The sequence below is a fragment of the Flavobacterium sp. FlaQc-52 genome (assembly GCF_044007495.1).
Taxonomy (GTDB): domain Bacteria; phylum Bacteroidota; class Bacteroidia; order Flavobacteriales; family Flavobacteriaceae; genus Flavobacterium; species Flavobacterium cupriresistens.
Map to the genome: position 1 here is coordinate 26,518 of NZ_JBIPCV010000005.1, position 11,652 is coordinate 38,169.

12 protein-coding genes are annotated in these 11,652 nt (G+C 33.4%); 1 reads left to right on the forward strand and 11 read right to left on the reverse strand.

All coding sequences use genetic code 11. The annotated features are described in order from the left end of the window. Nucleotides 1-872 precede the first annotated feature (872 nt). The 11 genes from ACHRV5_RS10635 to ACHRV5_RS10685 form a co-directional block, all read right to left on the reverse strand. Nucleotides 873-1,232: a hypothetical protein gene (locus tag ACHRV5_RS10635; protein ID WP_395426708.1), complete on the reverse strand. Its 360-nt coding sequence runs from the start codon at nt 1,230-1,232 to the stop codon at nt 873-875. Between the two features lie 2 nt (nt 1,233-1,234). Next, on the reverse strand, nt 1,235-4,441 hold the full coding sequence (locus tag ACHRV5_RS10640; protein WP_395426709.1) for a hypothetical protein: 3,207 nt from the start codon (nt 4,439-4,441) through the stop codon (nt 1,235-1,237). Next, the gene (locus ACHRV5_RS10645; protein WP_395426710.1) at nt 4,442-6,628 is read right to left on the reverse strand and encodes a hypothetical protein; all 2,187 of its coding nucleotides are present in this window, start codon (nt 6,626-6,628) and stop codon (nt 4,442-4,444) included. A gap of 28 nt (nt 6,629-6,656) precedes the next feature. After that, nucleotides 6,657-7,157, reverse strand: a complete 501-nt coding sequence (locus ACHRV5_RS10650; RefSeq protein WP_395426711.1) for a hypothetical protein — start codon at nt 7,155-7,157, stop codon at nt 6,657-6,659. Between the two features lie 22 nt (nt 7,158-7,179). Beyond that, nucleotides 7,180-7,632 (reverse strand): CHAP domain-containing protein, encoded by a 453-nt coding sequence (locus tag ACHRV5_RS10655; protein ID WP_395426712.1) that lies wholly within the window; start codon nt 7,630-7,632, stop codon nt 7,180-7,182. Continuing rightward, nucleotides 7,629-7,916: a methyl-accepting chemotaxis protein gene (locus tag ACHRV5_RS10660; RefSeq protein ID WP_047779224.1), complete on the reverse strand. Its 288-nt coding sequence runs from the start codon at nt 7,914-7,916 to the stop codon at nt 7,629-7,631. The genes ACHRV5_RS10655 and ACHRV5_RS10660 overlap by 4 nt, the downstream gene beginning before the upstream one ends. Before the next feature lie 664 nt (nt 7,917-8,580). Further along, nucleotides 8,581-8,826 (reverse strand): hypothetical protein, encoded by a 246-nt coding sequence (locus ACHRV5_RS10665; RefSeq protein ID WP_047779223.1) that lies wholly within the window; start codon nt 8,824-8,826, stop codon nt 8,581-8,583. 397 nt (nt 8,827-9,223) lie between these two features. Then, nucleotides 9,224-9,424, reverse strand: a complete 201-nt coding sequence (locus ACHRV5_RS10670; protein ID WP_395426713.1) for a hypothetical protein — start codon at nt 9,422-9,424, stop codon at nt 9,224-9,226. Nucleotides 9,425-9,546: 122 nt separating this feature from the next. Beyond that, nucleotides 9,547-10,260 (reverse strand): DUF3164 family protein, encoded by a 714-nt coding sequence (locus tag ACHRV5_RS10675; RefSeq protein WP_395426714.1) that lies wholly within the window; start codon nt 10,258-10,260, stop codon nt 9,547-9,549. A 22-nt stretch (nt 10,261-10,282) separates the two neighbouring features. Further along, entirely contained in the window at nt 10,283-10,561 is a 279-nt protein-coding gene (locus ACHRV5_RS10680) for a hypothetical protein (protein ID WP_047779220.1), read from the reverse strand. Next, nucleotides 10,558-10,692: a hypothetical protein gene (locus ACHRV5_RS10685; protein ID WP_262487216.1), complete on the reverse strand. Its 135-nt coding sequence runs from the start codon at nt 10,690-10,692 to the stop codon at nt 10,558-10,560. Before ACHRV5_RS10685 ends, ACHRV5_RS10680 begins: the two co-directional genes overlap by 4 nt. Before the next feature lie 257 nt (nt 10,693-10,949). Between ACHRV5_RS10685 and ACHRV5_RS10690 the strand changes: the two genes are divergently transcribed. Continuing rightward, entirely contained in the window at nt 10,950-11,615 is a 666-nt protein-coding gene (locus ACHRV5_RS10690; RefSeq protein WP_053004348.1) for a S24 family peptidase, read from the forward strand. The last annotated feature ends 37 nt before the right edge of the window (nt 11,616-11,652 follow it).

Sequence of the window (11,652 nt, forward strand, 5' to 3'; positions counted from 1 at the left end):
GTTGTACTTGAGGGAATAGTTGCTAGTATCAGACGATTTTTAAGAGTAATTTCGATACTGTTTATCGAAATACAATTGTTGACGCATCTTGCTGCATCAATTTAAAGTGTTTTTCTTTAATTTCTGCTCTTGCAGTTGTAGTTGTCTGTGGCAAGATACCCACAATTTCCAATCTTTAGGATGTAGTGAAAAGCCCAGTTATCGACTATTATTTTACTTTGTTTTTTCACCCATTCGCAACAATTGAAAAGTTCCAATCGGCCGATTATTTTTTGATGTGTTGTTACTTTAATTCGGTTGTGATTTTGGCTCATTTTTGAAGTAGTTTTTTTTGATTTTAAATATGTACAGGCGTTTAATGAGCTCATGAAAGGGATCGCCATCGCTATCTTGGCGGATCTTGGTGTTCAGAGAAGCAAGTTTTAGTAAATGCATTCCTAACCAAAATGAGTTGCTTAAAAATGGATTAGTGGCATGACAATAGGATTTCATTTTACAATGTTGTAAAACAAACGTATACCAGGTAAGTCCGACTTTAGAAAGAGTCAAATAGAGTAGGGGAACTTACGGTTATGAGGTGCCAAAAAGGGGGGCTATAAATCTAATTTTTTTCAAGTTTTTTTAGATTGTTTTTTTTTGGAGAGAAGAGTAAGTGGTAAAATACCTCTCAAAGACTTTTGTTTTTGAGAGGTAAAAAAGTAACACAAGATTAGAGACATTTAGACAATTTTTCAAAAGATATTTGGTACAGCCAGGATTTGAAATCCATGCCTGTAAAACATATAACTTTTATCTTTTATTGTGTTCAATCTTTACGAGTGCAGATTACCAACTCATACTGCTAGATGCTTGCAGACAGAAGAAAAACATGTCTATTCTAAGTTAATGAATAGCTTACTTTTATTTTGTATGCTAGATGAACAAATTTGTTTAATTGCATTATATATTGTTAATAAATTATGAGGGACTTTATTTTCGATTAAATTAAGTTGATTAATAAATTCCTCTTTTTTTGTAGCTTCCCATTCTTCCTCATGCCATCCTTTGCATTGGAAGTAGTTATACATTACACTTTCTCTATCATATTGTCCTAATGGAATAAGTGAAAGAATTTCATAGAAATGAAAGTCTAGTAAGTGTACTTCAAAAATTATTTGATTTTTATCATTTTTTTCTTTGAGGACTAATTCTGCGTATCCTTCATATCCTGTATACAAATTTATAATATTCATGTTTATTTTGCTTTAAAATGTCCGTTCTTTAATATTAATTTTTCTCCATCCGTAATAATTCCAGATTTTTGTTTGGAAATTAAATCATACCAAATATAACCTCTAATCCAATCATCACCACTTAAAAACTCTTGATATGGAGCAAAAGTACCATCACTTATGATTTCTCTTTTAATAACCCAAACCTGGCCATTGCCAACTCCTGGAGAATTTGGAATTTCAGTATGTGCGCGTACTTCCCATTTATATCCATTTTCAGTATATCTAAACTCTACTTGCAGATAACCATTTTTTTCCTTTGGAAATATTCTTGTGAAACTAGGAATTTCAATAGGACTTAATTTTTTAATAAAACAAAAATCTTGATACTGGTAGACAGATGGAATCCACTCTTCAGGAATATTTTTTAATATTAATTTATCTATTTCGGATAATTCACTCCAATTTTTAAAAGTATTAGGTTTAGTCTTTATATGATTGATTAAATTTGTTGATAAATTAGGATAATGTTCGAGCCAAAGTAATTGTTTATCTTTGCCTAAAAATGTAAAACTGGGTCTTAATACTAAGTCATCATAAAATTTTATCCATTTATTTATTAATTGCGGATTTTCAGTAAACTTAGCAAAAGAATTTGCATCTCCGAAAGTATCTAGAAAAACTAACCTTTTTTCGTAGCTTAATTTACTTATGGGGAGATTTGTAGATGCTTCATCAATATATTTTATTAGAGTATCTGTTCTTTTTTGAACACAAATATAGTCAGTAAATTTAGCTTCTATTAAGCCTCTTTCATTTAAACTAATCCAATTGTCAATGTATTTACCATTAAGTAGATTATCAGCACCTTTACCGCTATTTAATAATTTCCAAAATGCAGGATCATCAATATGTTGAAAGTCTTTCCAAAAGGCTAGCCTTTGTGCATCAGTAAAAAACATATTGTATTTTGGAGCAATCTTATTTATGGCTCCTGCAAGTTCTACGTTGTTTAGTTTATTACCAAATAAGGATAATGTTACAGCTTTTTGTCCACTTAATGTAGTTAATACATCAATCATTGGTTGCGGAATATTGTGTGGAGTATTTGCAGGTAAGCCATTAATTAAACGTAATGTTTCATCAGCTTCTTGTACTCCTTTTGCTCTTGCAGTAAACGAAGAGGATGCTCCCAGTATCATTAAAATTAGAATAACCGTTTGTGATTTTTCTAATATTTTCTTTTTTTCGGGATTATTTTCTCTAGTTATTAAATAGTGATTGATCTGAGCTAAACCACCAGTTGTGATAGTAAAAGCTTCACTACCTGCTTCTAACCCTCTCCATACTTCAACAGCTTCAACCCCTGATAATCCTCCTTGCAATGCTCTTCCAATTTTGGTACTATATTTTAAGTATTGTAAATCTCTTAAAACACTGATACCACCTGTAAAGTAAATTAGTAAAGCATCGGTCGTTAGATCAATTGCTAATGAAACTCCGGCGTCAAAATCTGCTAGGCTATCATATTCGTCTATAAAATGAAAAAGAAAAGCAGGCACTGTAGCCGTTTTTGGAAGCATTAAATCTAGATTAGTTTCAAATCCGGAGAATGAAATTTGCTGGTAGAGATGAAAAGAACCAAAAAAGACATTTGTATTGTTATGAAAACCACCATGTTCGAAATTAATATCTAATTTTGAAATTTTGTCTATATTTATTTTTTTGTCAACAAGAGTAGATTTAAAATATTGTTCTGTTGTTACTGTAAACTCTGTTACTGAAGGAACGAATGTTAACCAATTCTTTTCATTATACTCATTAGGATTAATAAAAAAGTAGTTATTAGGATCCACACCTTTGAAATTTGGAAAAGTATCGGGAATCACAATTCCCGGGCGTATATAATCTAAATTATATTTTGATACCTTCCAGAGTTCAAAAATTGCAAAAGCAAAATACTTTCTGTTTGTTTGCTCATCTACAAACCAGTTTACAAAAGTGTATCTTTCAAGTCTCGCATCAGTTAGTGAGCCGTAAATTGCTTGAAAATTAGTTTGAACTCCATTTTCTTTTTCTAGTAAAAAGTCCAAAAACTCATTTGCATGAGAAGTCGTTACGGATAATACCAATCTCACCAAAAAACGTTGGTCCTCTTGTTCTAATTTTCTTTTTACCAAACCTTTAATAGCGTTTGTTATATAATTGAAAGGTAAAACTCTTAATGCTGAGGGAGATAAAATCTCTAGTAGGTATTGAAATTTTTTATTTGAAGGATAATAATCAAGTCCTTTAGTAGTGTAACATTTGGTGTAAAAATTTGTTAAGCTGGAAAGGTAAGTCTGGTAATCTTCAAATGGAGATGACATATAAAACAGAGAATCAAAATCATCTCTTAGAGGACGAGGATAACCTTCCAAAGGAGTATCATAATAGTACCCCCAACCTCTTTTTAAATCAAATAATAATTTTTCAAGATCTGTAAAACCTTTACTAGTTGTATTATCATTATAATCAATTATGCCATTTGCTACATCATTTTCCTTGTCGAAAAAATGAGTGCGAGAAGCAAGTATAGGAATAATATCTCTATTGATTTCTTTAATTTTAAAAATAATTAAAGACATTACTTTTTTTAATTTACTCTTTTGAACGTTACTTATATTCAAAGTATTTGCGAAACTTCCAAAATTCTTACTGTAAAATTTACCACTTGGTAATGCAGCTTCATTTTTAGGAACTATGACTGCATTGTAACCATCCGTGTTAATTTTATAATCTACAATTCGTTGGTCTTGCCTAATTATTTTTCGATAATTAGCAACATTTTTTTTATCAGCTGACAGTTGTAGATTGAAAGTATAATTTTTTAAATCATAAAAATAATCATATGGGGCGTCGAAATCTACTGTACTGACTGTTATTTCTTCATTTTCAGTAGCTAAATCTCTTTCAAAATCATGTTTAACGAGAGATTCTACGGTTACAGTTGGCTGAATATTTTGGATATATTTTAAGAATAAATCCTCGTTATAATAGCCTGCTAAGTCTGGTTTTTTTCGATCCTCTCTTTTGAATTCCGCATGTTGATGGTATCTATAAAGTTCTGGATTTGTTCCTGGTCTGGTAAATTGAACTAAAAAACCATCAAGATCAAAAATTGGCTTTTCAAACATGCTTATCCTTACCGGAGTCCCATCTCTTAAAATTGCAATAGTTGTAGTTGTCATTTATAAAACGGTATTAATATTAAAAAACGGTATGTTAATATCTAAGTCTGGCATATACTCACTATACCCCTTACTAAAATGATAGTATCGATCAAGTGAATACACAAAAACAGGACTTTCTGGTTCAGACAATTCATTTTTGCCTTCAGCGTTCTCCGCTACGATCGCGACTTTGTATTTCTGATATTTGATGTTCTCCGGAGAAACCAATTCATTTGCATCTGCAAAAAGATCAATTAAAAACAGACGAGGGTTCTTTTTGTCGCCGGTGATTAATGTTTTGATGCTGTTGTTTTCATCCTGGGTTAATCCGAGAATAATTTTGTTTGGGGTAGAACCATCTAAGGTTTTTAGTTGCAGTCCTGTAATGGTTTGCGTACTGTCTGTAAACAATTTCAAACCATAGTAATAAGGCTCCGGTAGCTCATAAGTTTTAGTCTTTGTTACTGTACCACTTGCAGAAGCTGTTGTTTTCGTATCGGGAGTTGTACTTCCGGTGGCAGAGATGGCATTGTTCATCACATCGCCGGCTTCTGTAAGATAGGTTACACGCTCAACGACAGGTTTTTCGGTAATTCCGGTTTCAATCACATCATTTACAGTCAGCGTTTGTACAATCGAAATACCTTGTTGCTTTTTATTGTAAAAGGCATTGACAATGTTCAGTTTTTCAGAAGTCATTCTCGAATAACTTTTATCACCGCTTAGGGTTAATAAAGGTTCCGAATGGATCAAACTAAAGACATCATCAAAAAAGTTAGTCTGTCCGTATAAAATGACAAGACCTCCATTTTCATCTTGTGTTGTTCCGGCGGTATACAGACTCACTTTTCCGTGATAAAGTAAGATACTTAGTGCAGCAATATTTTTGCCTTGCACAGCAGGAGTAGTAAGCTGAATTGTTGAAGTCAGGTCACCATAATTCCCTTCTTCATCAGGTGGTAATCGCAGACCATCGGCGTTAATAAAATTGTCTTTTTGAGCATTGGCAAGTTTGGCGATCTGTCCGTAAAAAGCAGCATTGTTATTGTTATCGGTTGAAAGTTGGAAATAAAGGCTATTAGTTGCAACTGTGTTAGCTTGTGTTTGGTCGTTGATCAAAACAGGCCAGTCAAATGTACCGTAAGTACTTTCGGTCATCGGAACAACTTTTGTTGTCGGATCAGCTAATAATCCTGTTTTAAGGTTTCCAGTTCCTTCTTTGATTTTGTAGTTTTCGTAGAAATCATAACTGCGCGTTCGATCGCTTTGGATATAAACGTACCAGTTGTTTTTGGTGTAAAAGTTACTGATGATACTATTATAAATTTCAGTACCCTTTTTACTAGTTTGTGCTCCGGCTGAAACAATACTTACCGTATCTTCGGGAACAAACAAACCATAGAAAGCAGCAATATCAATAAATTGTGTGCTTTGTTCGCGCTCTAATTTTTGTTTGTAAGGAGTTGTTCCTGTAACGGTGATCGTAGCAAATGGTTTACGAGCATACCCTAAATCAAAAACAAATTCTCCATTATCAAAATTATGCTGATAATCTCCGTAATTTAAGACAACGTCAATTCCACATTCTCCGGATGCGAAATTCCCCAGTGATTTTCCGATATCAATTAGCGGTAATTCAAAGTTGTTTTTTTCGGTAAGATTACCATTGACATCTTTAAATTCAGATTCTTTAAAAAACAAACTGGAAAGCAAAGTACTGCCCGGAATTGCTGAGTCAAAACCGATATGTTTGGCAAGAAAGGCAGGAGGTGGAATTGATGTGGTGGTGTCCCCGATTTTTTCCACACGACCTTCATGAAAAGCGATAAAGTCTTCGTTTATTTTAGTGATAAAATCAGAATTTACAGCTTTGTTGTGGGGAATAATTTTGGGTTCAGAATCTGTTGTAAAGAAATCAGCTCTTTGCAAACCTCTATAGACAAAATACTTTACATTCAATCCCGGAAATGGCTGTTTGTAAGGGCGAAGTACAAGGTTTACTTTGTCGGTAGCCGCTCCGGTTTCCGGATTGATTTGTGGCTGAATCAAAACAACTCCTTTACAAATGGAATATGCTTTTTTGGGAGCGTTTAAAGTAAATTGAGAAGTTAGGTTGAATTTGAGGCTTGAGAGAGGACCAAAAGCTTGTTGCTGACTTTGCGTAAAGCCTCCTGACTCCACGAAAAAATGAGACTGTGCTGACATATTGTGAGGTGTTATTTTAAAAGTTTATCTATTGAAACCACAAAGGCTTGTAAATTTTGTAGACGAATCTTATGACTAGAAAGAGTACTACTATAAAGAGCAGTCTCCCCAGCCAGATTTGTAGTTTTTGCCAGGAAGTCAAATGATTGACAAATTTTGTCGTTCGGATTGTTTGTACCTCTGTTTCTTTTATTTGTTGTGATTTCCAGCGGGCGTAGAGTTCCTGCTCTTTCAGTTCACAGTCTATGGTGAGTTTATTGTTGTCGAGACGAACCTTTGGGCTTTTTAAAGTGCGCCCCGGTTCGGCCTGGATAACATTCTTAAAAACGACTTTCCCGTTTTGGCATTCTAACAATGCTTTGAAGGAACTGCTGTCTTTTTGAATTTTAAAAACAGTATCGTGTACCGTTTCTTTAAGGGTTATGATTTTTGTTTTTTCTTCACTCAGAACTGGTTTCGGGCTCTTGCACGAAACCAGCACTAAGATTGAAAAAAACAAAAAAACAATGCGGTTTAGTTTTTGGGTCATGTTTTGGTTTGATTAGTGGTGTTTACAGTCTTAAAAAGCCTTTAATGCTTTTGATTTCTCTTTTTCTTTTAGAGACTTTGTAGCCTTCGCGTCCGCCAATGTCATTGGTATTGCCTTCAATAGTAAAAATGGCAGAAGCCGTTACCCGGTCTACGATTCCGGTATGTCCCGTTCCGTTTTTAAAATCGATAATAAAAACATCACCGGGTTGAGGTTTTGTTTGTAGTAGTAGCGGTCTGGAATTGTATTGGTCTAATACGCCTGCTGTTTTTTTGAGCGGATTTTTCATTCCCAATTGCAAAGCTGCTTGTTGTGTGCTCCAGTACACAAAAGCCATGCACCATGGATATCCTTTTCCGAGACCAACACTTCTGAGGTAAATTTCTACTTCCGGTCCGGAATTGCTGTTTTTTGGCATTTCTTCAACACCAACCTGAGCAAGAGCAATTTCTAAGGTTTTTTGAGCTAGTGTCATTGCTGTTTTCCGTTTAGTTGTTTAAATTTTTGTAATTCATCCACCAGCTGCTGATTGATCAGCATTAATTCTCTGTGCTGTGTTTCCATATTTTTTATTGTTTCGGTAGCAGCGGTCAGTCGGGCGGTAATGTCATCAAGTAAGTCACGATAATATTTTACGGCACTTACGGCGTTGTCAAGTTCGGCAGCTCGGTCTTGAGCTAATGATTTTCTCATCGAGAAAAACCAGGTAATAAATGCGGCAAAAAATGCGGTAAGAGTGGGGTATAAAAACGGCTCCATTAAATGTTTGTGTAAAATTTTGTACTAGGTTAGAAAGGTTTTTGGGGAAACAGCTGTAGTGTTTTTTAAAGAATATACAGCCTGAATTTTCCGATCTAATTTCGACAGCTGCTTCCTTTTGAGACTGCAAATATTGACTAAAAAAAGACCTTAAAAAAACGGATGCCAGGCTGTCGGACATTTGTATTCTAGGACTTTACAGAGTTGTTTTGCAAATGAGAGATTGTCTTTGTTTAAAAATATGAACTCGATTAAAATTCAAAATTTAAATTATTGTTTGTTGGTATTTAATATCCGTTGGATGCAATTAATTTTAACACATAGAGACATAGTTAACAAAACTTGAAAAGACGTTTTACTTTAAATAAATCACATGAGACTATGTGAGAAAATTGTGATTTTCATAAAACTTTTCCAATTGTAACTTGCAAATCTATGTTTCTATGTGTTAAAAAATATTTAGGTAAAGTACCCCCAACGGATTATTTAATAGATCTATTTGTTTCCTTTAAGGTCTTTTTTGACCTTGTAGGAAAACGACAATACATAAATCAGTAACTTAATAATCGAACTCAGGTTAAAAGAAAAGGAGGTCGTTTTAGAAAGGAAAAAAGCGGAACATTAGAAATTTGGAATCGGACGGATTCTGATTTCTATGATTTATTTACGAAGGCTTGATTTGGCTTTTCATGAGCTCTTCAATTTTTTTAAGCTCAACGGTTACAGACGTACAAAGCACTTCATACAATGTGGTACGTGATATTGGATAAACTGGATAAACGTATTTACGCCAGACTACAGTTGTCGGAATATCTTCTGTTTTATGTTTTAAGTACAATTCTTTGATAAGCTTATAGCGTAGTAATTTATTTTTTTGAATGCCGAGACTTCTGTTGCTTGATATAGACATGATAATTGGATGTGGTATTAGTGAAAGAATAAGAGAAAAGAAATATTTTTAGACAGAAACAATTCTGCCTCGTCTTTTGAAGGAGAATAGTTGACTAAATGTGTACTGATTTTGTTGAGATCAGAAACCATTTGATTCTTTTTTTTAATCAGATGGTTTCTGCTTTTTCTGATGACGAAACAAATAGCCCACGTTTGTAAATAATTTGAGGCCGTAGTTTAGGCATGACAATCCTGTTCTGTAGTCCGTTAAGACATAGAGCAGTCTGAAAATAATAGTTTTGTATGTGTTGTTTTTAAACAGCGAAACACTGTTTTTTTATAGCACCAATTCGTAGTTTAGAGATAAAGTGGCGGTGTGTTTTTACAGAATTTTGAATTCCGGGAAGAGCTCATTGTTAACCTTTATAGGTCGCTTTAATGTGTTTTTTAAATCTTGGATTTTTAATAACACTAGTTTCATACTGATAAAAAGCCTCACGCTCCTTGACGGATAAAGCATTTTTAGAATTCCAGTTTCCAAAGCTGTCCTTAAACACGGTATGAGTATTTACCTCATAGCTTTCATGATCCGTTATTGGTTTTATTTTTACGCTCATTTCTGTATTGTTTAAAAGTGGTGTTTATTTTAAAATGAAACCAGTCACGAAATATAAGGATTGGTTTTAAATTGGTTACAATTAGTAAAAAAGCTAAAAGCAACGATGCATAAATGTCATTATTAGGCAGCATTTGTTTGTTCGTTTTGTTGGTTAAAGAAATTAAAAGCGTATCCGTGTAAAAAATCGACAGCAGACATAGAGAGTGGAATAGTAGTTCTAGTGCCGTTTTCGTTAATGGTATTTGCCTCAATGAACCAGCTTGAACGCACAGGTTTAAAGGACGATGCAATGATTTCTACACCGTCTGTAAATTCTTCATTATTAAATTCTTTGGTAAGTTTCTGAAGTTCGAGAACTCTGGAACCTTTTAAATTTCCCTTTGCATCTTTTTTAAGCAGATTGAAAACAATTTTGACAAGAGAAGCGGTTTCTTTGCTTGTAGAAAGGGATGAAATGTAATTTTGAACTTTTTCGATTCCAATTGTTGCGGTATCGTCCCAGCCTTCATTAATGCGATATCCAATTGTAATTTCTTCTTTATCATTAGAAAAAGTATGTGACATTTGTTTTTCCTTAAAACCGTAAACCTGATTTTTTAAATCCAGAATGGTTTCAAAAAGCTGAAAGGTTTCTGTTTTTACTTTGCGGATCATTTCAGAGGTTTTGTACAATTTTAAAAGTGCTTTTGGAATTGTTTCAGCCACCAGTTTTTTGTACGCTTCTCTTTCTTCATTCTTCTTATTTTCGATTTTTATTAGGGCTTCTTTTAATTGTTGAGCAGAAAATTGAGCTAAATCGATGGTTTTATTGGTCGTAATAGTTGAGGTGTTCATAGTTTCTTTAGGTTTTAAAATTTTAGGATGCGATTTCAGTTTCTTCTTTAAACGGATCTTCGTAATACGGTTTGAAATGGTACAGTAGTGTCTGTTGTGAAATGTATTTTATTTTGCTTTCAATTTCCTTTGAAACCGGTCGGGGAGTTGCCCTTTCATTTTCCAAAATGTGCATCAATTGAAAACGTTCCTGATTAATGCAGATTCTTTCTCCCGATGTAAATGTTTTTTTTCTTTCTGAACAGAACTGAAGAGCCAGATATAACAGCGCAATACGTTCTTCGATTTGTTTTTTACTCATGATTTTTTCTCTAAAATGGTTTTTAATTTTTTTATATCAGATTCTATTAAATTTCTTTCAGCACTGTTTGGATTTTGAATCAGCCAATTTTCCAGTTCGTGGATTTTTTCTTCAATTTGATTAGTATTCATTGTATAGGATTAAGAATTAAGTTGCTTTTTTTGTTTTTGAATGTTCTTAAAAGTTTTACTTTATTAAAATCGGTTCTCATTTATGGTCACTTTATGCTACTTTTATTTTAATGTTTTTTGAAGACTATTATTTTTTTGCTGAAATATTTTATTTTCATTCTTTTATTTCTTTACTTTGCAAATGTAGTGTAAAATAATACATCAAAACAAATAATTAACGTAAAATAATACATCTTTTTATGGGCTCTACTGAAAGAATGAAAGAATATCTTGATTATAAAGGGGTTACACGCTATAAGTTTTGCAATGATTTGGGCTTTTCTAATAAGTTTTTAGACAATAGTAGTAATATGGGAACCGACAAAGCGTGTAAAATATTACAGCATTATCCGGAGATAAATTCGGAGTGGCTGCTTACGGGAAACGGACCAATGTTAAAAGAAAGTAACACAGATATCGTTATTATGAACAATAGCCGAAAAACCATTGATTCCTTGCATTTGAGTCAGGAAATACCATTGTATGATCTTGAAGCTGTTGCCGGCTTAAAGGAGTTGTTTAAGAGTGGAAAACCACAAAGAATTCTGGATACAATTAAGATTCCGAATCTTCCAAAATGTGACGGAGCTATTTCGGTGACCGGAGACAGTATGTATCCGTTACTGAAATCGGGGGACATTGTATTGTATAAAGAAACTGAATTTGAGAATATCTTTTTTGGAGAAATGTATCTTTTAAGTGTGAAGTTAAATGACTGGGAAGAATACATTACCGTAAAGTATGTTCAAAAATCAGAAAATGGACAGGATTTTGTAAAACTTGTAAGTCAGAATTCACATCATCAGTCTAAAGATATTCATATTTCAAAAATTTCAGCTTTGGCACTTATTAAAGCAAGTATTCGTATCAATACGATGATGTAAAGCAGCTTTGTTTTCTCAATTGAGTATAAAAAATCGC

Coding starts and splice junctions, on each gene's coding strand:
- ACHRV5_RS10635 (WP_395426708.1), bottom strand. CDS start 1,232: ATGAATATTATAAATTTGTATACAGGATATGAAGGATACGCAGAATTA.
- ACHRV5_RS10640 (WP_395426709.1), bottom strand. CDS start 4,441: ATGACAACTACAACTATTGCAATTTTAAGAGATGGGACTCCGGTAAGG.
- ACHRV5_RS10645 (WP_395426710.1), bottom strand. CDS start 6,628: ATGTCAGCACAGTCTCATTTTTTCGTGGAGTCAGGAGGCTTTACGCAA.
- ACHRV5_RS10650 (WP_395426711.1), bottom strand. CDS start 7,157: ATGACCCAAAAACTAAACCGCATTGTTTTTTTGTTTTTTTCAATCTTA.
- ACHRV5_RS10655 (WP_395426712.1), bottom strand. CDS start 7,632: ATGACACTAGCTCAAAAAACCTTAGAAATTGCTCTTGCTCAGGTTGGT.
- ACHRV5_RS10660 (WP_047779224.1), bottom strand. CDS start 7,916: ATGGAGCCGTTTTTATACCCCACTCTTACCGCATTTTTTGCCGCATTT.
- ACHRV5_RS10665 (WP_047779223.1), bottom strand. CDS start 8,826: ATGTCTATATCAAGCAACAGAAGTCTCGGCATTCAAAAAAATAAATTA.
- ACHRV5_RS10670 (WP_395426713.1), bottom strand. CDS start 9,424: ATGAGCGTAAAAATAAAACCAATAACGGATCATGAAAGCTATGAGGTA.
- ACHRV5_RS10675 (WP_395426714.1), bottom strand. CDS start 10,260: ATGAACACCTCAACTATTACGACCAATAAAACCATCGATTTAGCTCAA.
- ACHRV5_RS10680 (WP_047779220.1), bottom strand. CDS start 10,561: ATGAGTAAAAAACAAATCGAAGAACGTATTGCGCTGTTATATCTGGCT.
- ACHRV5_RS10685 (WP_262487216.1), bottom strand. CDS start 10,692: ATGAATACTAATCAAATTGAAGAAAAAATCCACGAACTGGAAAATTGG.
- ACHRV5_RS10690 (WP_053004348.1), top strand. CDS start 10,950: ATGAAAGAATATCTTGATTATAAAGGGGTTACACGCTATAAGTTTTGC.